The organism is Sphingobacterium sp. SYP-B4668 (genome assembly GCF_027627455.1).
Lineage (GTDB): Bacteria > Bacteroidota > Bacteroidia > Sphingobacteriales > Sphingobacteriaceae > Sphingobacterium.
In genome coordinates, this window is record NZ_CP115483.1 from 3,537,912 (window position 1) to 3,560,927 (window position 23,016).

Annotated in this window: 16 protein-coding genes; 11 read left to right on the plus strand and 5 right to left on the minus strand. The window is 38.6% G+C overall.

The genetic code is table 11. The features are described 5' to 3' along the window. Window positions 1–5 precede the first annotated feature (5 nt). The 3 genes from OQ289_RS14610 to OQ289_RS14620 form a co-directional block, all read right to left on the minus strand. A complete protein-coding gene (locus OQ289_RS14610; RefSeq protein ID WP_270087596.1) occupies window positions 6–3,449 on the minus strand; it encodes a TonB-dependent receptor in 3,444 nt (1,147 codons plus the stop codon). 167 nt (window positions 3,450–3,616) lie between these two features. Beyond that, a complete protein-coding gene (locus OQ289_RS14615) occupies window positions 3,617–4,705 on the minus strand; it encodes a FecR family protein (protein WP_270087597.1) in 1,089 nt (362 codons plus the stop codon). A gap of 63 nt (window positions 4,706–4,768) precedes the next feature. After that, window positions 4,769–5,317, minus strand: a complete 549-nt coding sequence (locus tag OQ289_RS14620) for an RNA polymerase sigma factor (protein ID WP_270087598.1) — start codon at window positions 5,315–5,317, stop codon at window positions 4,769–4,771. A gap of 756 nt (window positions 5,318–6,073) precedes the next feature. Here OQ289_RS14620 and OQ289_RS14625 point away from each other — a divergent pair. The 3 genes from OQ289_RS14625 to OQ289_RS14635 all read left to right on the plus strand — a co-directional run bounded on the left by OQ289_RS14625 (window position 6,074) and on the right by OQ289_RS14635 (window position 9,384). Further along, window positions 6,074–6,439: a DUF4870 domain-containing protein gene (locus OQ289_RS14625; protein WP_270087599.1), complete on the plus strand. Its 366-nt coding sequence runs from the start codon at window positions 6,074–6,076 to the stop codon at window positions 6,437–6,439. 232 nt (window positions 6,440–6,671) lie between these two features. Next, complete coding sequence (locus tag OQ289_RS14630; RefSeq protein WP_270087600.1) at window positions 6,672–8,816, plus strand: ATP-binding response regulator; 2,145 nt, start codon at window positions 6,672–6,674, stop codon at window positions 8,814–8,816. A 250-nt stretch (window positions 8,817–9,066) separates the two neighbouring features. Next, window positions 9,067–9,384: a DUF6686 family protein gene (locus OQ289_RS14635; protein WP_270087601.1), complete on the plus strand. Its 318-nt coding sequence runs from the start codon at window positions 9,067–9,069 to the stop codon at window positions 9,382–9,384. Window positions 9,385–9,676: 292 nt separating this feature from the next. On the opposite strand, the gene OQ289_RS14640 is transcribed toward OQ289_RS14635, so the two are convergent. Further along, entirely contained in the window at window positions 9,677–10,195 is a 519-nt protein-coding gene (locus OQ289_RS14640; protein WP_270087602.1) for a GNAT family N-acetyltransferase, read from the minus strand. A 194-nt stretch (window positions 10,196–10,389) separates the two neighbouring features. On the opposite strand from OQ289_RS14640, the gene OQ289_RS14645 reads away from it, so the two are divergent. The 3 genes from OQ289_RS14645 to OQ289_RS14655 all read left to right on the plus strand — a co-directional run bounded on the left by OQ289_RS14645 (window position 10,390) and on the right by OQ289_RS14655 (window position 13,860). Then, a complete protein-coding gene (locus OQ289_RS14645; RefSeq protein WP_270087603.1) occupies window positions 10,390–12,648 on the plus strand; it encodes an ATP-binding protein in 2,259 nt (752 codons plus the stop codon). A gap of 3 nt (window positions 12,649–12,651) precedes the next feature. After that, window positions 12,652–13,281, plus strand: coding sequence for a response regulator (locus OQ289_RS14650; RefSeq protein WP_270087604.1), 630 nt, complete (start codon window positions 12,652–12,654; stop codon window positions 13,279–13,281). Window positions 13,282–13,389: 108 nt separating this feature from the next. Then, window positions 13,390–13,860, plus strand: coding sequence for an LIC11966 family surface protein (locus OQ289_RS14655; RefSeq protein WP_270087605.1), 471 nt, complete (start codon window positions 13,390–13,392; stop codon window positions 13,858–13,860). Between the two features lie 640 nt (window positions 13,861–14,500). On the opposite strand, the gene catB is transcribed toward OQ289_RS14655, so the two are convergent. Next, window positions 14,501–15,139: a type B chloramphenicol O-acetyltransferase gene (gene catB / locus OQ289_RS14660; RefSeq protein WP_270087606.1), complete on the minus strand. Its 639-nt coding sequence runs from the start codon at window positions 15,137–15,139 to the stop codon at window positions 14,501–14,503. Window positions 15,140–15,542: 403 nt separating this feature from the next. Here catB and OQ289_RS14665 point away from each other — a divergent pair, with 403 nt between their 5' ends. The 5 genes from OQ289_RS14665 (at window position 15,543) to OQ289_RS14685 (ending at window position 22,959) form a co-directional block, all read left to right on the plus strand. Next, the gene (locus OQ289_RS14665; protein ID WP_270087607.1) at window positions 15,543–16,142 is read left to right on the plus strand and encodes a TetR/AcrR family transcriptional regulator; all 600 of its coding nucleotides are present in this window, start codon (window positions 15,543–15,545) and stop codon (window positions 16,140–16,142) included. Between the two features lie 90 nt (window positions 16,143–16,232). Next, a complete protein-coding gene (locus OQ289_RS14670; protein ID WP_270087608.1) occupies window positions 16,233–17,429 on the plus strand; it encodes an efflux RND transporter periplasmic adaptor subunit in 1,197 nt (398 codons plus the stop codon). Between the two features lie 21 nt (window positions 17,430–17,450). Continuing rightward, window positions 17,451–20,654, plus strand: coding sequence for an efflux RND transporter permease subunit (locus OQ289_RS14675; RefSeq protein ID WP_270087609.1), 3,204 nt, complete (start codon window positions 17,451–17,453; stop codon window positions 20,652–20,654). A 27-nt stretch (window positions 20,655–20,681) separates the two neighbouring features. Further along, window positions 20,682–22,109 (plus strand): efflux transporter outer membrane subunit, encoded by a 1,428-nt coding sequence (locus OQ289_RS14680; RefSeq protein WP_270087610.1) that lies wholly within the window; start codon window positions 20,682–20,684, stop codon window positions 22,107–22,109. A gap of 259 nt (window positions 22,110–22,368) precedes the next feature. Then, entirely contained in the window at window positions 22,369–22,959 is a 591-nt protein-coding gene (locus tag OQ289_RS14685) for a hypothetical protein (protein WP_270087611.1), read from the plus strand. Window positions 22,960–23,016: the final 57 nt, after the last annotated feature.

A 23,016-nucleotide genomic window follows, 5' to 3' on the forward strand; every position in this document is an offset into this window, starting at 1 on the left:
TCATATTAAAAATTAAAATTCAACCCAAACGAATAAGTCCTTTGAAACGGATACGCTGTCCGATCACCGACGATCTCAGGATCCAAGTAATCCATCAATTTGGTAAACTCAAATAGATTCTCCCCACTGGCAAATATCCGAATACGGTCGATGCCCCATCTGTCGGTCATCAATTTAGGAAGTGTGTAACCCACGGTGATATTCTTCACTCTTAGATAGCCTGCATTCTGCATATACTTGGTCTGTGTCGCGGCCAATTCGACACCGCTTTGCTCGGCGACATATGATTTGGGTCTTGGCAGATAGGCATTGGGATTTTCAGGAGTCCAATGATCCAAATTAAACTTGGTCAGACTGGCCCATGGCTGTGCATATATACCCCAGAAATAGTGGTCACCGCCAGGAGGATAATAATTTCTTTTGCCTACCCCTTGTAAGAAGACACGAAGATCTATCCCATTCCACGAGGAGTTCAGATCAAGGCCATACGTATACCGTTGCTCCGAATTGCCGATTACTTTGTAATCTCCATGATTCTCCAATGTCCAATCTCCTTTGTCAATCTTTTTGTCATCGTTGATATCTGCAAATTTCAGATCGCCGGGCTCTAAGCCTCTTGTACCAGGATAGGAGGTCACACTATTTTGATTGGCATGCGCTGCTATCTCTTCAGCTGACTGGAAGAAGCCTAAAGTCGTCAAACCCCACATTTCCCCAATCCGTCGTCCCACATAGTAATCATTCAGGTTATTCTTCGGATTATCGAATTTGGTAATGTATGCACGACTGTCTGCTAGATTAAATCGAGCTGCGAATGAAAAGGGCTTACTCGCGACCATAAAATCTTTATTGTAACCAAGTGTCAACTCCCAACCATTGGTCTTTAGGTCGGCTGCATTTGCAAGTGGGACCGCAGTACCCAATACAATAGGTAATGTCCTTCCTGGGGTCAACATGTCTTTCGTATCGCGTCTATAGATATCAAAGGATCCAAAAAACTGGTTGCTAAAGAGACCGACATCCACTCCCAAATTAGACTGGGTGATGGTCTCCCAAGTCAATGTAGGGGACACTAATCCCGGACTCATCACAAAAGCAGGTAGTTCTCCATCTAGAATAGACCCCGTCCCCATGGGCATCTTAGCAAGATATGGATAATAGTTATCCTTCAGATCTTGATTGGCTAGTGAACCGTAAGATCCCCTCAGCTTTAAATTAGACACAGTAGCTTTGAGCCGTTGGAAGAAATTCTCCTGCGAAACTACCCAAGCTCCAGAAACAGATGGATTGAACGCAAAACGGTCTTTCTTAGGGAATCGAGAAGAACCATCATACCTCAAATTCGATTCAAAAATATACTTATCTTTATAGGAATAATTTAACCTCGCAAACGCACCTCTCACGGCCCATGCATAATCATCTGCAGTTGGCCGAATCAAATCTCCGGTGGCAAGTCCTATTGTCGGTAAAGAATTGGAGATTAATTTGCTCCCCGCAGCAGAGAAGTATTCATAAATCCGCTCTTCTTGGTTAAAACCGAGCATAACGGAGAAATAATGATCATTCAGTGTTTTTTGAAACTGGGAATAAATATTATACACATTATACCGGGTCTCTTCACTGCCACTAGAGGCATAACTGTTAAAGTTTTGACGTCTTACTTCACCTGGACCAATACTATATTCTAACGGCAATTGATAAAAGTGGGATTTACCAGACGTTCTCCTGAATGTAGCATCTCCATTTAACGTCCAGACATCTTTGATCAGATCAATCTTAGCACCAAAACTACTCTGAAAATCATTCACACGTTTGATACTGCGCCCCCCCTCTGCAACAGCTCCGATCATACTCACCCCAGTCTCTGTATAAGATCCATCGGGATTGTACACCGTATTGAGTGAAGGCTGACGATTCACATTGTGCCAATAGAGATACCCTTGATCAATAGCCGATGGCTGATCGTATTTGTCATTCGTATAGGTAGTATTATTGGATAGTGTAAACCAATCCGTGATTTTATAATCTCCCTTTGCCCTGAAATTGTACCGATCATACGTATCTGGACTGATACGAAGCATTCCATTCTGCCTGTGATATTCACCGGAAAGATAAAAGGATGATTTTTCGCTCTTTTGAGAAATGCTGATATTATTGGTATACGAAGGCTGTATATCCTTATATACCTCTTTGAACCAGTCAGTAGATCCTAAGTAGATATAAGCATTCGGATTCAGAGGGTCTACTATAACCCGAGGTAAGGATGGATCGGCACTCAGCTGTTTGCCATACTCCAGCATCTTTTCGTCGTAAAGGCTATACCAAGGAGCCGACATGATATTTCGATATTTCATGACTTGATAAGGATCATCCTCAATCTCTACGGATCTGGTGATTGCTTTTGCTGCAAATATGGAATTGGCAGCAATCTTAATATCCTGGCTTGTCCCGGATTTGGTGGTCACCAACACAACTCCAAAAGCTGCTCTACTACCGTAGATAGCTGCTGAGGCCGCATCTTTCAATACGGTCACGCTAGCGATGTCCATCGGATTCATCCGATTCAACTCGTCATTGGTCGCGGGTATTCCATCTATCACGATCAGTGGACCTCCACCTGACAAAGACGTGTATCCCCGTACATTGATACCTGGCGAACTGTTGGCTCGACCGGATGTAGGGGTAATATTGAGGTTCGCCATAGCCCCTTGTAAACCTGTCCCTACATTGGTGATAGGCCGGCTTTCCAAGAACTTCTCACTGATCTGATCAACTGCACCAGATAGATTGACCCGTTTTTGCGTACCATATCCAACAACAATAACCTCATCCAGATGAGACTCCTCGACGTCCATCCGTACGTTGATGACAGTCTGAGTGCCCACCACTATCTCTTGATCTTTATAACCGATGAAGCGAAATAGCAATATGGATTTTTCCGGAGCCCGGATGGCATAGCGGCCATTGGCATCTGTCTTAGTAGAAAGACCTGATACGCCCAGTACAGATACAGTCACCCCCGGCATTACCCCAGAAGAATCCCGTACGACTCCAGTAATCTCTATATCGGTCTTCTTCCGCTCTTTGATAACAATGGTACCGCCTAGAATTTCAAAGGCAAGGTTTTGCCCGCGCAATGCACGGTTCAAGACATGGCGTACATCAAGATTAGATACTGATATATCTACGCGCGCAGCTTGATCCAATAGTTGTTCGTCGTAAAAGAAACGCAATTTGGTCTGCTTGGATATCTCTGTGAGGACGTTTTCAATCTTTGCATTTTTCATCGACAGGTTGACTTCCTGTCCATATCCCGATGCCCTGACTCCCAATGTCGACACCAGAATCAGAATACAAATTAACTTCATAATGAGTAGGACTTTAGCGACAAGGGCATAAGGTTGACTTCTCCGATCACCTTGTTCTTTTAATGGAGAAAAATAATTCATAACTTTGAATTGTTAAAGGTTAATTATTCAATGGAATTCGCGTTTCAATAAAAATTGCCTTTGTTCAACAGGGGGTGCGTCAACACCCCTTTTTTGTTGCTTCCAGCTAGTGGTATGATTTTGTTAAGTTTCTTTCATATAACTAAGGTTTAAGGTTAATAATATTATTATCTCACAGTGACTTCTCGTCCATTGATTTCAAATTTACGCTGCGTAGCGGCTGTTAATACCCCTAACACCTCAGAAAGCTTATGGCCTCTCCCGATAGCCCCCTTATAAGTCGAAGACTCTGTCAGCAATTCTGAATTCACAAAGTCCACATTATACCATCGTGCCACTTGCTCTATGATATCCCGCAAATTGCTACCATCAAAGTAAAACTCATCTCGTTGCCAAGCGGTATTCTTTAAAAGGTTGGTTTGTGAGATATTAATTTCGCTTCCCCTAATCAGAGCTTCCTCACCTGGTAACAGAAATCTCTCAGCTTGCTCTTTAATAATTTTAACCTTACCTTCTACTAAAGATGTACTGATGGTGTCAGAATAAGCATTTACGTTAAAACTAGTACCTAGCACCTCGATGGTACTGCCTTTAACAGTGATTCTGAATGGCCGTTTATTATCCTTGGTAACCTCAAAATAAGCTTCTCCGTTCAATTCTACCCTACGTTCCTCATGCCCAAATCGTTCGGGAAACGATAGTGTAGATAAGGAGTTCATCCACACCACGGTACCATCCTCCAAATCCAACCTATATTTACCAGCCTTAGGAACCTCAATAGTTAATAGTTCCGAGGTACTGCCTTCGCTTTCCATTAAGACCAGCTCGTTCTGGATAATCTCCTTTCTCTTTCCATTCGCATAGATCACACATGCGGAAGCTGCCCCTGGCATAATGTCGTTCCTATGTATACCGGTAGAATCAATGACTATAGCAGCAAGCTCAGTAGTTACACCCTCCTTATCTTTATTTAAATATAACACCATTATCCCTCCAAAAACAATAAAGACCAGTACCGCTACCGCAATCTTCAACCATGGAAATAGTCTAGCAGTGGAAGCGACAATAGGCCGTGTATCAATACACCCCATTATCCCCTCCTTTACTTGCTGTAATGCTACTTTAAGATGACCTTCTTCTAAATACTCTTCATCAAAAGAATAAAACCACGCCTGCACCTGATCTTCTTCTTCCGAGGTACATTCGCCACGTAAGTATTTTTCTAAAAGCAGCTTTGCCTGTTTATTTTCGTCCATATATTCCTATAACCTTCTAGAGGCATGAGAAGTACCGAAAAAAAATAAAAAAAATAAAAAAAGCTATTTTACAAGGAGACGTAGCCGAGAGATGGCCAGAGAAATGTTGTTTTTAACTGTTTGTTCAGATATAGAAAGTTGAGCAGCGATTTCCTTGATCGACATATCTTCTACTCGACTTAATTTAAATACGGATTGCATCGTCAACGGCATACTATCTACCTCATGTGCCAATAAAGTCTCCAACTCTTTTGCCATCAATTCCTCTTCACTCGTAGAACAAAATGGTTCCGGGTAATGGCCCACCACAAGCCTCTCCATACATTTGCTCCGTTTATCATTTCTCACCAACCAATCGATAACCTCATATTTAGATGCCCGGAATAAATATGGATACAACGATTCACCAACCTCAATTTTAGTTCGCTTATTCCATACAGAAAGAAATACTTCTTGCAGAATATCTTGTGAATCGGATACTGAACCCGTCCTTTTAAAAATAAAACGGAACAAAACATCTGAGTACCGATCAAACAATACTGAAAAAGCCAAAGTATTGTCCCTATTGAGCTCCACAAACAATTCTTTATCCGAATATGTATTCAATGACATCCTGTTCCCCTTTTAAGTTTTTTTGAAGAGATATAAATATTCACCTCAGCAAAAATATAATTGATATGTTAATCTAGCATTAATTAGGTGTTTTTACAAAAAAAAACTAAAAATTTATATGCACAATACACCTTACCTACATTCTGAGCTATTGTTTAAATGTAACAAATGGACATCAAACTATTATTCAGCATTTATAAACAAGGATACTGTTCAATTTGGTCTTCAATGTTAACATAAATATAACACTTATGTCCTTTTTATATAAAAAGAATATTAAAGGTACATAGATAGCAAGAAATCGCCACTTGACAAAGTTTATTAATATTAAACCATAAAAATATCTTTCACAATGTTATACAGGATACTAACTTAGATTACGAACACGTTAATCAGACGAACTATTACGATGTATTAATCTAGAATATTACTTCTAAATACAACTTCAGGTTGTAGGAAGTATCAAAAACACAAAGTAACTTAGATGACGGTTGAACTTACTAAACATAAGTGGTACAAAACGCCCCCCTTTTTACTCGGTGAAGAAGGGGGCGTTTTATTAAAATAGAGGTGCTGGTAATGAACAAGGAAATCCACACGCTTAATAAAATACGCTAGTAAAAACCCCTGCTTTCAGGGAAAAGAATGTAGCTCCGTTTGCATTAAATTTGTTGCGACACACCTATGGATCCTCAATTGAGGTTTCCAACGGAAAATTCATGTCAGATTCAAAAATTTAAAACAAATAATTAAAAAATGGAGAACACAACGCACAGCCAATTTAATCTTTCATCAGAAGCACAAGTAGTCGAAAAGGGAAAAACAATTTCAATTATATCGTATCTGACGTTAATAGGTTTAGTGATCGCACTAGTAATGAATAAAGATAAAAAGAATAATTTTGCACAATTCCATATCCGTCAAAGTCTTGGAATTGTAATCGTTGGAATTGTATCCGGGCTATTCCGTTTTATACCTGTAGTAGGCTCTAGCATTTCTATGTTTGCAGGTTTTCTAGTATTCATCTTGTGGATAGTAGGTGTTTTATCGGCATTCAACGGTCAGAAAAAACCAATTATGCTTATCGGCGCCTCGTTTCAAAAATGGTTCCAACAAATTTAATCAAATCAAACTTGGCAAGATCTTATCCTTCTTGCCAAGCTAAAAAGAAATTTGACAGAAATCAACCAACTGCCATCAAACTCCTACACTCGCCCTTGACAGTCGTCCCTCCCGATTAAATAGACACTCAAAATCCACAATATAAAGCAAATATCTGTATCAGCAATTCACATCTCTAGACTGCTGATCAACTTAATTCCGTACTTTTGTCCAGCATTTAATATTAACCGCCGTGGCCAAGACGACAATAAATACCTTCCTTCTTCGGAAAATACTCATCTACAGTATAGTTCTATCCTTTTTATTTCTTAGCGCCATATTTATCTTCCAATATAGTCAGTACAAACGAGTCGAACAACGGCTCAGCGCCGCCTACGCATCAGGACAAACTCAATCTGTAGCATTATATAGCCTTTTCTCCACCTATAATGAAGCGGAAAATCTTTTTCGCATGTACACTGTTGATTTTAAGAAAGAAACGTATCAAGCCTATAAAGATAAGTTGGACACAATAAAATATTATGTAGACTCTCTTTCGGCTTTACCTATTGAAAATAATCCACTTCACAACGCTGTGTCCAATGTCCAATTAAAAGGCAGTCTGGCCATGGAATTTGCTACACTCAAAAAAAATGTGGACAACCTCATCTTCTTCGCGAAAGACTCTTTACCTGAGATAGGAAGTAATTCAGACCGTTATGTCCCAAAATCCAGCATCACTATTGCGGATTCGGTAGTCAGCAATATCTTACAAGATTCCGTCAAAAAGATTGTAAAAAAAGATACTGTCGTCAAAAAGAAAGACAATCTCTTTAAAAGAATATTTAACGCTAAAAACGACACCATAGTTGCCAACACCTTAGATCAGCAGTTTAATGTCAATCAGATTGACGTAATGTACCGCAATATAAAAAATGTACTGCAACAGAATGACTACATCTACAGCAATAACATCCGAAATCTAAGGGAAATGTTTTTAAAGGTCCAACAGAAAGAGCGGGAATTGATACTATCAAACAATGCCTTACTCAATAATCTAAAAAACGGCATTGATAGGCTTAAAGAATTGGAAATGGATTCCATTAGAAAAGCCGAAGAAATAGATTTTAGTCTTTACCGAAAAAATTCCCAGCAATTTGGATACCAACTTATAGCCGCGCTATCCATCATGTTTTTAATGATTATTTTTATCATCTACTATCAATCTAACGCCGTCCTCTATGAGAAAAGATTATTTAGAGAGAAAGAGTATGTTGCCAAGATTGCGGAAGAGAAAACATCCGTACTCGCAAATATTAGCCATGAGATACGTACGCCAGTCAACTCATTATTAGGCGTAATCGATATCATGAAAAAAAATAATCAAACGGGCAAAGTAGATGAGGATTTGATAAATTCTGCAAGTTATGAGATAACGGTAATCAACAGTACCATAAATGACATATTGAATCTAAGCAAGTTAGAGGTCGGTTCTTTAAAGATAGTCTACGATTATTTTTCTCCACATCGACTCTTACATGACCTGATAGGTTTACATGGGTACCAAGCGAAAAGTAAAGGACTATCCTTTACTAACCAAATCACAATCGATCCAAAGCTTAAAATATACAGCAATGCCTTTAGAATAAAACAAATTGCCTCCAATTTTATAAGTAATGCAATAAAGTATACAAAAAAGGGAAATGTAAACTTGTCGGCCAGCATCAAACAAATTAAGGACAAGCACTCATTGTTTATAGAAGTATCTGATACAGGTATAGGAATTTCCGATGATAACAAAAGTTTAGTATTCAGAAAATATTACGTCGCAGATACAGAAAACAAAGTTAGTGGATTCGGATTAGGCCTATACATATCCAAATTACTATCCGAACAATTAAATGCCGACATCTCGTTCAAAAGTAGACCCGATACGGGAACAACATTTACACTAACTATTCCATATGATAAACAGTTACTGTCCGAAAAAGAAATCGAAACCCATACTATAGAAGATTTGCCGAAAAATCTAAATATCGTTATCATTGATGACAGTCGAATCAATATTCTGTACTTGCAACAGTTTTTTGGTAATAATAAGAATATACACACCTTTAATAACGGTAGGGAGGGATTAGACTTTATTCTGTCCAATCAAGTCGACATCGTGATTACGGACCTCATCATGCCTGAAGTAAGTGGTTGGGATATATTGGCGAAAATCAAAGGGCAACAAATCCTTCAACACGTCAAAGTTATTGCTTTTACTGCTGAGAAAATGCTTCTTGAAGATGACCATAGAAACAAAAAAAACTATTCCTTCGATGGTGTACTTTCGAAACCTTTAAATGAAAATGAGCTCGTAAGTGCCATTTTAAAAGGAATCGAAGCTGGTTAACAGAAATTCCTGTCTATTTTCTAAATCTTATGAATGGCTATTATATTGGACGCTATTTTCACACCAAAATATAGCATCCGTATTGGGCACTGCTAAGTAGTACTACTCTGGAATAGTAATATCATTTTAATATCATTTTAATATCATAAAGAATACGATTCTCATATTTTCTTTATTTTAATGTTTGACTGGACCTGTAAAACAATTACCTTAGCCATTATTTATAATGATTCTAAATAATTAAAATACTATGTGTCAGACTATCATATTAAGTGAAAAAGGAGTAACCCATATCAGTTTATGTCGCAAATGTTCTTTATACTACATTTGGCAGTCGTCATTTGTATTGACCTTCAACAAAGGTCAATTTGAATCGTTCGTACTTTCTATTCTCAACAAAGCGGATGACAATTGTTATTACATCTTCCCAGATGGCGAGGGTCGGATTACCATAGAGACCCCCTGTCCCGAAATTGTGTTTAATTTCAACACAGAGGAATGGGATGACTTTAAGAATGCATTAAATGAATCCTATTATTTTCAACAGTTTTACAACATGATCGGATAATACTATCGTATTAAGTCCTGGGCCTCTCTACTTCTTTCCCTCATCTCTCTCGAGAGTACCCAGGCACAAATTCACAGTCCTTCCGTACAATAAATACGGAAGGACAAATATCCTTTATCTTTACATCAAAAGTTGATGGCACATCTTATGATTTCAAAACGACCTATTAGTAGAAGTATCGCATTCATTTTTGCTACAATTAAGAGAATTAAACATTTCAAAACCGTAAATAATTCCGGGATAACACGGTGCTGAAACAACTCCGACCGAACGATCACAGAAGCTGCTTTCTCTAGGAAAGCAGCTTTTCGAAAGCTCTACGCGCCCCGCCCCTGAAATAGACTTCTCCGCAATAACGATACTCTAACTTATCCAGAATACGCAACATACCCACATTGTCATAATTGGTATCCACTCGAATGCTAAAGACAGATTCTGCTCGGGCTATCTGCTCTATTTCGCTCATTACGAATGTTGCTCCCCCCTTTGTTTTAATGTCCTGAGCCACCGCCAATCGATGTATCACTGCATAATCTTGATTACTTAACCACGTCCCCTCAATAATTTCATAGGCAGGTTCGACATCAAATATAATGGCAACATAAGCTATAATTTGTTCATCTAGCAACAAAACATATCCATATGCTTTATTAATATCATTTTCGATAACTTCAAGATTGGGATAGCCATCTTGCCATTGAGCACTACCATCTGCTTTACGCAATTGAATAGCCTGCTGTAATATCTCCCAAATTCTTTGCTTATCCCCAGTACATGCTTTTCTCAATAAAAAATCGTTTATCATTTCCATTTCACTTAATATTCATAAAAATACAATTTTGATTGAAAACTAACCATTAGTAAGCAAAACTGCTGTCTATAAATCTCGATTTTCTTGCTCTAAAAACTTTTACGTCAATGATTTGATTTTTTATGACTTATAATTCGAAAAATAACATGATTTTTATACTTTGCCAAAGCAGTAATGCTGCAGATAAAATTAATATGAAGCGCACGTTATTCAAGTTAAAGTCCAACTCAGTTATCACACTCCTTATACTTGCATTATATCCAATATATGGCTTTGGACAATCCGCCTTGGAAGATGTTGCAAAGCAGTACAGTAGTGCTACATTCGAAAGTAGTGAAAAAGTCATGCTAGCAGGAAAGTATGCTCAAGCCCTTTTTTTCAACAATAGGCAAGATGAAGCCTATGAGCTGTTGACCTACAACATTGCTATCGCAAAAAGAAAAAAAGATGGTCAATATGCTGCCTATCTCTCCGCCATAGCCGCAATGAATAGTCTTATCTTGGATGAAGGTGAAAAATCTCAGCAATATATTCAACAAGCGAAGCACTATGTGACACTGACAGACAACATGTCTATAAAGGGATATGTCAATTATTGTATCGGATGGTTACAAGTGCGAGATGGTCAAGAAGCTCGAGCTGTGCAAAGTTTCCAACATGCATTGAACGATTTGGAGCGAGCGCCTATTTCAGAGACGACGCTTTCCAGAAAAGTAGCCGTTTATAAGGAACTCTGCGCCATATATTCCAATTGGAAAGAATTTCCTTTGCAACAAAAATATGCGGAACTGAGCCTAGATGTAGCGAAGAGTAGAAAAGACCCAATGGCCCTTTTCGATGCCTACATGCTGATGGGATACATGCACGAACGACAGTACAGAGAAAATAAATCGGATAAAAACATATTACAAGGAGCTGAGCGTTACTATCTCGAAGCCATACGTACGTACGAGTCCAACAGCAACAAAATGGTAATACCGTCAGACCTTTCATTTGTCGCCGTCAACCTAGCCAACCTTTATATGGAATTCTTTCCAGATAGCCACAAATCTAAAGCACTGAAATATGCCCAAATGGCCATGGATATCGGAAAAGAAACCCACCAATACGACCATGTGGCATCCGCGTATGGAATCCTCTCCGAATATAGTCTTAAAGAAAATGACCAAGATCAAGCCAAGACATATTTGCTGGCCTCACTATCGGCTATCATGAATCAACCAATAGTAGACCAAGGTCTATCGATGAATCTCTTCCAAAAGCTCTCCGAAATTTATGAGGATGAGGAGGATTACAAACAAGCTATCCACTATTACAAACAATATCTACGTGTATTTGAAGAGGTATATAATTCAGAGAAAATGCTCCAAGGAAAACGTTTGGAAGAACAATTCGAGAAAGAAAGGCAGAAACAACTGATGAAGCAGCTCCAATTAGAGGGTGAAAAAAAACAACAGCAACTTTCTCTGATGCAAGCCCTTTCAGGTCAACAGACCCAGCTATTGGAGAATATGAGACTAAACGAAAAAAACCAACAACAACAGCTTGAATTCGTTCAATTGGAGGCAGAAAAAAAGGGCCAGGAGCTGAAGCTTTCCCGACTCGAAACACTCAAGCGAGCCAACGAGCTTTTTGCTTCCAAGCAACAATTAGATTATAAATCTAAAATCAATACATTCTACTTTTTAACAATTTGTGCCACGCTAATTAGTGCAATACTCCTATTCTATGCATATAGACAACGCTCGAAAACATTGAAACAAAAAGAAAGCCTCCATGAGCTGGAAATGGAACAAGAAAAACAAAACAGTAAAATATCAAATCTGACGGCCATGCTAGAAGGCCAAGAAAACGAACGATCAAGGCTAGCGAGAGACCTACACGATGGTTTGGGTGGACTTCTTTCAGGAACGAAAATATGCCTATCCAATGTCAACCACCGCACGAATCCAAAAGAAATCCAAATACAACTTGACAAATCACTTAATCAGATAGACTTTGCTGTTCACGAATTAAGGAGGGTAGCACACAACTTAATGCCTGAATTGCTACTGAAATATGGCCTTCAAGAGACCATCCAAGAATATGTCAACAGAATGTCAAGCGAAAGACTAGAAGTCTCAGCACAATTTGTAAATCTCAAAACCGAATTGCCACATGACAAACAAATTCTTGTATATAGGATTATACAAGAATTGGTCAACAATGCTTTGAAACATGCGAATGCTCACCAAATTATAGTTCAACTGGCTGAAAATGACCAACACATTTTCGTCACTGTGGAAGACGATGGAGATGGGTTTGCCACTGAAATCTTGGATCAAAAAAAATCAGCAGGCATACATAATGTAAAAACACGACTGTCTTTATTAAATGGGCAATTAAATATCCAAACACAAGAAAAAGTGGGAACCACGATAGAATTCGATTTCCCTGTAGATGCTAAAATATAAGATATGATTAAGATAATGATTACCGACGACCACCCAATGGTGGTCGAAGGTCTAAAAAATGCACTGACAATCGAGGAAGATTTCGAAATAATAGACTGTTTCACAGACGGAGCTTCAACTTTCGAAGGCTTAGTCCACACGACACCTGACATCTTGATTTTAGATATCAACCTTCCTGACATCAATAGTGTCGAACATGTTGCTAAATTAAAGGCACTACACCCCGACATGAAAATTATAGCCTTAAGTGTACATAATGAATATGCCGTAATCAATAGTATTCTATCCGAGGGAGCATCGGGATATATTCAGAAAAATGCTGCAGGTCACGAAATTATTGCAGGTATCCATCAAGTCTATCTGGGCAAAAAATTCTTATGCTCCCAAACGCGACAAGTAATCGAAAAAAAGACGAGTGACGAACTGAGAAGTGTGCCTAAAATAACGAGAAGAGAAAAGGAAATATTGCAAGCGGCCGCTAAAGGATTGACAACACCTCAAATAGCAGATTTACTTTTTATAAGTCCACACACGGTTGAAAGTCATCGTAAAAATCTTATCGAGAAATTTAAAGTAAAAAACTTGACTTCAGTCATTAAGCTAGCACTTGAGTACGGATTGGTTAGGGAATAGCCGCCGCTCTAGATCAAAATCACTGGTTTGGGGGATATATTATTGGATTCAGCCCAATTAACTTTGTTATAACTAAATAATAGGTAGTAAATCGTTAATTAACAAAAAATGAAAAAAATTATTTCCAAAACCTTCGTTATCCTTCCCCTCCTCATCATGATTGCTTGCGGGACGAAAAAAGATCCAATTCAATACAATAACGACCTGATGACTGTAATTAATGGCAGCGAAAAACACATTACCGATATGAATACTGCAATGCAGTCTAATAATTACGAACAAGCAGAAAAAGTGCAAAAGGAGTGGTATGATTCGGTAAGCAAAGACATCAAAAAAGTCGAAGATATTGGCGATTTCAATGGAGATGCCAATTTGCAGAATGCAATATTAACTGGATTAAAAGGCTATAAGAAAATCGTAGAAGACGATTACCCAAAATTGATTGAACTACGTAAAAATAAAGTAGAGAATCCAGCCAATGAAGAAAAACTATTAAATAATATCAATCAAGCATTTGAAGTAATGGCAAATGGAGTGAATAAGGCCTCCAGTAAGTTTGAAAAAGATTATGCAAAATAGACAAGCCTAATAATTATTCAAGAGGTTTTTAAAAAGCATTTATTCAAATAAAAAGCCTAACACCGGGGAGATGTTAGGCTTTTTTTAACCAATTATTAACCTAAATTATGAATATATTATCAATCAATATACGTGCCAAAATTTATAATATTATCATTTCCAATATATGAGTTGGGCTTCCGTAGTAAAATTTCCCAAAACCTTTTACCCACATATACTTCCTAGAATAACCATCAACCAAACTAAGTCTATATAACTTTAAAAAACAGCTATTTCTATTTTACCTGTTTATAGAGCAAATAGAAAATCGAGCTGATACAAGCTAAAATAACTATTCCAAAAAATGTCAACATAACCATCATATTTTTTATTTTTTTTGCAAAAATAGCAATATATGAACATGAAAGTTAATAAACCCGCGCTGAAACCTGTAGGATTTAAACTACAATACCGATTTATACAAACTAAAACAATAAAAACAACTACAAAAACCGATATTTTATCATCTTACAGTCCCTCTCCTCCCTTTTGTCATTACACTCGGCCTGTCATCTGACTATACTAATTACGAGTTGGAATTGAGAAAATAAGTGTTCGAAACATAAAAAAATAATGGCCCCGAATCGGGACCATTTCATCATCACAATGCTTTGACAGAGCTATTATAAAAATCATAGAGCTGACCTATATCACCGGAACAAAGAATTGGCATGGCTTGTCGTATATGCTCTTCCTTCCATGAGCACCAATTCATCTCCAACAACTTCTCTATATCCTCATCGTAAAATCTTTGCTTGATACACCTAGCTGGATTACCTCCAACAATACAATAAGGCGCCACGTCCTTAGTGACCAATGCCCGACTTCCAATCACAGCCCCGTCACCTATGGTTATGCCCGGCATAATCATGGCCTCACTACCAATCCACACATCATTTCCCACAACTGTGTTACCTGCAGTTAAAAATCCATTTTCACTTTCTTCAAAACAGGGGGTATCGGACATATAAAAAAATGGGAAACTAGAAATCCAGTCGTAACGATGGCCTTGATTGCCTGCCATAATAAAACTTGCTCCGCTTCCTATAGAACAAAAATCCCCAATAATCAATTTGTCCACATCATTACGGTCCGGAAACAAGTAACGAGCGCAATCATCAAATGAATGCCCATGATAGTACCCCGAATAATATGAATATCTACCTACAATAATATTAGGATTGGTAACTTGGTTTTGGAGTGTAATGCCTTTGAAAGGACTTTCGAAAAAATTATTCATGTTTAACTAGACTTAAATATATAACAAACAAAGCCTTCTCCATTAGGTCAGAAGAGAAGGCCACTAAACCCATCAGGTATTTAATATTATATCAAGCTAGCTATACTGCTATTTCCATACTCCAAAAATAACAACAAATATACTGATATGCAAACCCTTAGAAAGTTCCATCCCGCGATAAGATTAGCACCAAATAGGACGACTTAAATACCTTTACAGCGCGTAAACAACAAACATATACAATCATCCATATATACAATTATCAGTCAACAATGGTGGAAGAATGGGCGAGTGCCGTTGAAAAAAACATCTCATTTTAATTAATGACAATAAAATGTTAATAATTAAAATCAAAAACATGAACTTTGCTTAACAGTGTTAAATCATTTATTATATAAAATCAATGGGTAGTAAAGAGCGGATACAGCGTTTGAAAGAGGATAATAGAAATAGAATCCTCGAAGCCTCCCTTCAAATTGTGAAAGAAGAGGGATGGCAGGCGTTGAGTATGCGCAAAATTGCTGATATCATCGAATACACCGCCCCGATGATTTATGAATATTTCGCCAATAAAGAGGCTATTTTAACAGAGCTTGCCAATCAGGGATACCTACTACTATCCAAAAAAGTAAAGGAAGCAAAATCTGGAGAACATATTGCTGAAAAACAACTTGAAGCTATGTGGTTTGGATATTGGGATTTCGCTTTTGAAGAACGTGAACTCTATCAACTGATGTTTGGCGTGGGTACGGCATGCTGCGGATTTGAAAAAACCTATAAATGCGCAGAATCCCATGGCAAACTAATTAGCGATGTGATTCGGGAAATAATGAAACATCAAAAGCCCACAGAAGATTTAATTTGCAGAAAATATTTCACCTATTGGTCGATTATACATGGATTGATTTCTATCAACCTGGTGAATCAAGGAAATGGAGACATTACTAATCAGGAGGTGCTCAAGGATGCCATATATGGAATCACGAGGTCACTAACCGACTGATTTTTTTTGAATAAAATAAAACATAGTTATATTATTTAACACCGTTAAATTACCCCAAACTACACACATATATATAATAATTATTACTAAATGAAAACATCTCCCCTTAATGATTTTACTAAAATTCTAGGCCTAGAATTTAACACTGTTAAATATTTTAATCATGTTAAAATACTTTATTTTTTTTCAGCGGTATTGTTGTATGGATGCTCCACAGGCACCAGTAAACCGGTAACCCCACCACCTCCTAGTCTACCAATAATGACCATCAATGCCAGTGACCAGAATGTATATCAAGAATATCCAGCTGCCATCGAGGCATCGGCGAATATCGAAATCAGGCCCCAGGTAGATGGTACCCTTGAACATATCTACATAGATGAAGGCGCAAGAGTCAACAAAGGACAATTGCTTTTCAAAATAAACGACCGTCCCTATCAAGAGCAATTGAATCAAGCAAAAGCCAACTTAGAGGCCGCTCAAGCGACCTTGGATAATGCGGAATTGGAAGTCGATAAAAAAACACGTTTAGTAAATAATAAAGTCCTAACCGAATTTCAGCTGCAAACTGCGATTAGCAATAGAAATGCAGCCAAGGCTAGCGTACAACAGGCTCTATCAGCAGTAGAATCGGCTAAAATAAATGTGGGGTATACCGCCATTAGAGCATCAGTCGATGGATATATCGGACGTTTGCAGAGAAAACAAGGAAGCTTGGTCGGCACAGCCGACCAACAAGCGCTCACAGAGCTCTCCAATGTAAAGGATTTGCACGTCTATTTTTCACTAAGTGAAAATGATTTCATAGCCTTCAAGAATAATGTCCAAGGAAACACGCTGGAGCAAAAACTAAAAAACTTACCTCCAGTATCATTAATATTATCAGACCAAAGTATCTACGAACATACAGGAAAAATTGATATGGTCGATGGTCAATTTGATAAAAATACCGGAGCCATAACATTGCGCGCTACATTTCCAAATCCAGAGGGTATACTTAGAAGTGGTAATACCGGAAAAATTAGAATCGAAAAAAAATATAATCAAACATTGCTTGTACCCCAAATGGCAACCCTAGAAATGCAGGATAAAATCTTTGTTTACACCGTCGATAGTAAAAACAAAGTTAGCCAGCAACCTATAGAAGTCCTTGGAAAAAGTGGAGCAAATTATTTGATAAAAAGCGGTGTAAGCCAAGGGGATAAAATCGTTCAAAAAGGAATCGATTTACTACAAGATGGACAAGTCATTACACCACAACCCTTAGCGCAAGATAGCATTAAATAATCACTATAACATTTAAAAACAATGCTCCAAAAATTTATAGAAAAACCTGTACTGGCTACTGTTATATCCATATTACTGGTCATACTCGGTATTATTGGGATTTTGAAACTCCCTTTACAGCAATTTCCCGACATTGCTCCTCCTGCAGTACAAGTGACAGCCCTGTATCCAGGCGCTAACGCCGAGACAGTACTCCGAGCGGTGGCTCCTTCTTTAGAAGAATCCATAAATGGGGTAGAAAACATGAGCTACATGAGCTCGACCGCCAGCAATGATGGATCATTGATGATAACCGTATATTTTAAACTAGGAACTGACCCTGACCAAGCAGCAGTAAATGTGCAAAATAGAGTTTCACAAGCTACGAGTCAACTTCCTACAGAGGTCATACAAGCAGGAATCACGACAGCAAAGCAGCAAAACAGCCTAATCATGGTGCTGGATCTGTATACAGAAGACGAAAGCAAATACGACCAAACATTTATCACCAACTATGCTCAAATTAATATAATACCCGAACTTAAACGTATCCCAGGAGTCGGACAAGCACTTCCTTTCGGTGGAAGTAAAGACTATTCTATGCGGGTATGGTTGGACCCAAATCAAATGGCAAGTTACAAACTGACTCCAGCAGAAGTGATGGCCGCCATTCAGGATAAAAACGTGGAGGCAGCACCAGGGAAATTTGGAGAGAGCAGTAAAGAGGCGTTCGAATTTGTTATTAAATACAAAGGAAAATTAAACCAACCTAGCGATTATGAAAACATAATCATCCGTTCAAATGTTGATGGGTCGATTCTCAGGCTTAAAGATGTAGCTCGCATTGAACTGGGATCTTATACCTATGCCAGTCACACTCGTATAGATGGAAAAGCTGGCTTGAATATTGGCGTTATGCAACTAGCAGGCTCGAATGCGAATGAAATTCAAATTGCCATTCAAGAATTCATGGAAAAAGCCTCCCTTAACTTTCCAAAAGGAGTCAAGTACCTCGTCCTTTACAATACTAAAGATGCATTAGATCAATCCATAGATCAAGTCAAACATACCCTTATTGAAGCTTTCCTTTTAGTCTTTTTAGTGGTTTTTCTCTTTCTCCAAGATTTTAGATCAACCTTGATACCCGCTATTGCAGTTCCGGTAGCTATCATTGGAACTTTCTTTTTTATGCAGCTTTTTGGCTTTTCAATCAATTTACTTACCTTATTTGCTTTGGTGCTGGCCATTGGCATTGTAGTGGATGATGCAATTGTGGTGGTGGAAGCAGTACATTCCAAAATGCAACACGCTCATCTACCTCCAAAATTAGCCACCACATCCGCCATGAGCGAGATTACAGGTGCAATAATCTCCATTACATTGGTCATGTCAGCCGTCTTTCTCCCTATTGGTTTTATGGAAGGATCCACGGGTGTATTTTATCGTCAATTTGCATTTACTTTAGCCATTGCCATTGTTATTTCAGCCATCAATGCATTGACACTGAGTCCTGCCCTCTGCGCTCTATTTCTTAAACCATCACATCATTCGGCCAATGAGGTAAAAAAAATAAGTTTTAAAGAAAAATTCTTCACAGGATTCAATGTCGGTTTTGATAGACTGACCAAAAATTACGTAGGTAGTCTCGGATTTCTCGTTCGACATAAATGGGTAGCCCTATCTGCCCTAGCTGTAATCCTCGTTTTGACACTGGTAATGATTCGCAAAACACCTACTGGATTTATTCCATCTGAAGACCAGGGTTTTATTGCCATATCACTTTCCATGCCGGCCGGTGCTTCACTTGACCGAACTTCCGAAGCGCTACGAGAGGCTGAAAAACAATTGCAAACAGCACCCTTCACAAAGACGTTAAATGTGTTGGCAGGTTTCAACATCTTGACCCAATCTACTAGCCCTTCTGCAGGTGTTGCTTTCATATTACTCAAATCCCATAAAGAGCGCGGCGATATCAAAGATATTAATGCTATCATGAGTGATGTTAATCAAAAACTAGCGAACATAAAAGGAGCAAATTTCTTTGTATTTACTTTCCCTACAGTCCCAGGATTTAGTAATGTTGACGGCTTAGATATGGTATTACAAGATCGCACTGGAGGTCAATTGAACAAATTCAGTGAAATAGGACAAGGCTTTATTGGACAATTAATGCGACGTCCCGAAATTCTAATGGCCTTTACTACATTCAAAGCAGACTATCCACAATATGAACTTCAGGTAGATGACATTAAGGCCGAACAACTAGGGGTCAATACAAAAGATATTCTACAGACGATGCAAGCGTATTTCGGCAGTGCACAAGCCTCAGATTTCAATAGGTTTGGAAAGTATTATCGTGTTATGGTCCAAGCAGATATCCCAAATCGTACCGAGCCTTCATCCATGGATGGTATCTATGTAAAAAATCGAAGCGGCGATATGGTCCCAATCAATACACTCGTTAAATTGGAACGAGTCTATGGCCCCGAGACCGCTTCACGTTATAATCTTTTCAATTCAATAGGAATAAATGCTATTCCTAAACCAGGATTTAGTTCCGGTGATGCCATTCGAGCTGTAGAGGAAGTAGCCAGCCAACATCTCCCTACAGGTTATACTTATGAATTTTCAGGAATGACCAAAGAGGAAATTGTATCAGGAGGTCAATCCACACTCATCTTTATCTTGTGTCTTATTTTCGTGTATTTCCTCTTAGCAGCACAATACGAAAGTTATATTATACCCCTAGCAGTCATTCTTTCCATTCCCACAGGAATATTTGGTGTATTCGCCGCAATCGGACTGACCGGTATTTCCAATAATATCTATGTACAAGTCGCCTTAGTCATGCTGATAGGTTTATTGGCTAAGAACGCCATCTTAATTGTAGAATTTGCAATTCAAGGCCGTAAGCGTGGAGACACCATTGCACATGCTGCCCTCGAAGCTGCCAAATTAAGATTACGCCCAATCATCATGACCTCTCTTGCATTCATTGTTGGTATGATACCCATGATGGGAGCGGTAGGTCCATCCGCCCAAGGGAATCACTCCATCAGTATCGCAGCTGCAGGAGGCATGTTATCTGGTGTTGTATTAGGGCTATTCATCATTCCGATACTCTTCATTATCTTTCAATATCTACATGAAAGCTTATCAGGGGGACCCGCTATGAAAAATGAAAATCAGGTCGTTTCAACGGAAACACGTACACCAGCAATCGCACAAGTTCACAATAATGCATAAATAGAGAGGGGCAAAAAAATCACACTCATGAATATAAAAATCAACATCGTTATCCTGTTATTTCTATCCACAATAGTCGTATTGTCTTGTCAAACCAAAAGGATAGAAAACAGCTTGCATCCCCCCTTTCCTGAACAATATAGAGGGAATGAAAAGATGGATTCTGCTACCAATCTAGCAGATGTTCCATGGCAGGACTTTTTTCACGACACTATTTTAAAGGAGCTCATCGATACGGCAATCCGTCAAAACATGGATATGCAGCTCGCTGTCAAAAATATTGAAGCATCACAATTGATGATACGACAAGCAAAAGCTGCATATTTACCAAGTTTGCAACTTCAAGTCAACGCCAATAGCACCAATCCCTCAAACAATAGCTTGAATGGCCTTAGTCTTGGCGAATTTTTGAAACAAAATCATATCGAAGACTATAATGCCGCGCTATCACTTTCCTGGGAAGCCGATATATGGGGTAAGATACGCAATCAAAATGCAGCAGCACTTGCCCGTTATCTCCAGACAGCTGAAGCTAAAAAAGCAGTCCAGACACAACTAGTTGCTCAGGTTGCCCAAGGCTACTACCAGTTGCTCATGCTTTACCAACTTCATGAGATCGCTATCCAGAATCTGAACCTCAGCGACAGCACCCTTCGCATAGTTCAACATCAGTATGACGTTGGAGATATTAGCCTATTGGCTGTAGAACAAGTGACAGCACAAAAATTAGCGGCGGCCGCATTAATTCCCGATTTTGAACAACAGATTCAGATTCAAGAAAATGCAATCAGCATCCTTAGTGGGAAGCTACCCCAGAAAATACAAATCCAAGAAAAGCTAAATAATGTCGTATTACCTGACCAAATGCATGCCGGGATTCCCGCGCAACTGTTAGGTAGAAGACCAGACGTCAAACAGGCCGAATTAGCTGTGACGGAGGCACTCGCTTATCAGCAATCCGCAAGAGCCAAAATGTATCCTTCACTGGTGATCAGTGCAGAAGCTGGTGTAAATGCATTCAAAGCAAGTAATTGGTTCAACATTCCTGCCTCCTTATTTGGGGCTGTGACTGGGAGTCTTACCCAACCGCTACTACAACGTAGACAACTCAAAACGCAGTACGAACTTGCTGTTATTGAACAAGAGAAAAGTATTGTTGTATTCAGGCAATCAGTCATCAATGCGGTGGGTGAGGTTTCGGATGCATTGATATCCATTGAGAAGCTCAAAGAAAAGCACCACATTGCGCTAGGTCGAACAAAGAGACTGCAGCGAGCCACACAACACGCTGATCTCCTATTTGAAACAGGAATGGCAACTTACCTTGAAGTCATCAGCGCTCAAAGTAATGTCCTCCAGAGCGAATTGGAACTCGCACAACTCAAAAAAGCCGAACTTGTGGCAGTCGTGAATCTATATCGCTCACTCGGAGGTGGCTGGTCCAACAAACAGTAATTAGACCATTTTTACACAACTATAACATATGGGGTCTTCTCTAGAGAGGCCCCATTTTTATTCCCATATCGCTGATTTCCATTAAATATTAGAACTATTCTTTGTAAAAAAGAGTGATACTAATGTCCTCCTGGGATACGACCAACAACCTACCTAGACCTAAAGGGAAAATAATTATTTAATTAGGCATAAACTTATTAAGAATAAAATGTAAATTAGTAAACAACAACCAACTTCAACCTTACTTTGATTAAGAACTATGTTTACAAAAAGTTTAGATTCTTCCAATCATCATCACAATGTTTCATATGGGGCATTCGACCGATCCATGGATTGGTACGAATACTATCAGATAGCAAAGTCAGCTGGGGATACGCTACTACAAGAATCTATCGTAAAGGGTCATATCAAAGACAGTTCACAGGATGATGCCGAGACCAATTTTGCAGCTCTTTTTATCAATGTGTTTTATCATTGGGGGATTGCTTTTAAAATTGGATTTAGCAATGTTACACAAAGCAGTTCTGGCTCCACTCGCATAAAACGTAAAGTTCTAAATAAGACCACGCAGGATTTGGTCTATTTAGCTGAAAGTGCTGGATTATTCAGTAGTGAAGATGACTCTTCGAAAGTAAAAGCAAATCATGATGTATTTCGAAAGGCACTCTTATTATTAGAAGATATTATTCGTTGGAATGAAAGATATCCATACCACACAGTTTCGTCTATTATTTCCAAACTTCAATCCAAAATTCCTTTTTTGATTACCTGCGGATTGAATTTTATCATCATTATCAAACCTCTTTTTGATTTTCTTGAAACCGAAATTACCAATATCATGCAGGTATAGATAATCGTAGATAACAATATTTCTAGATATTTACCTATGATAAGCTTACTCTAAAAA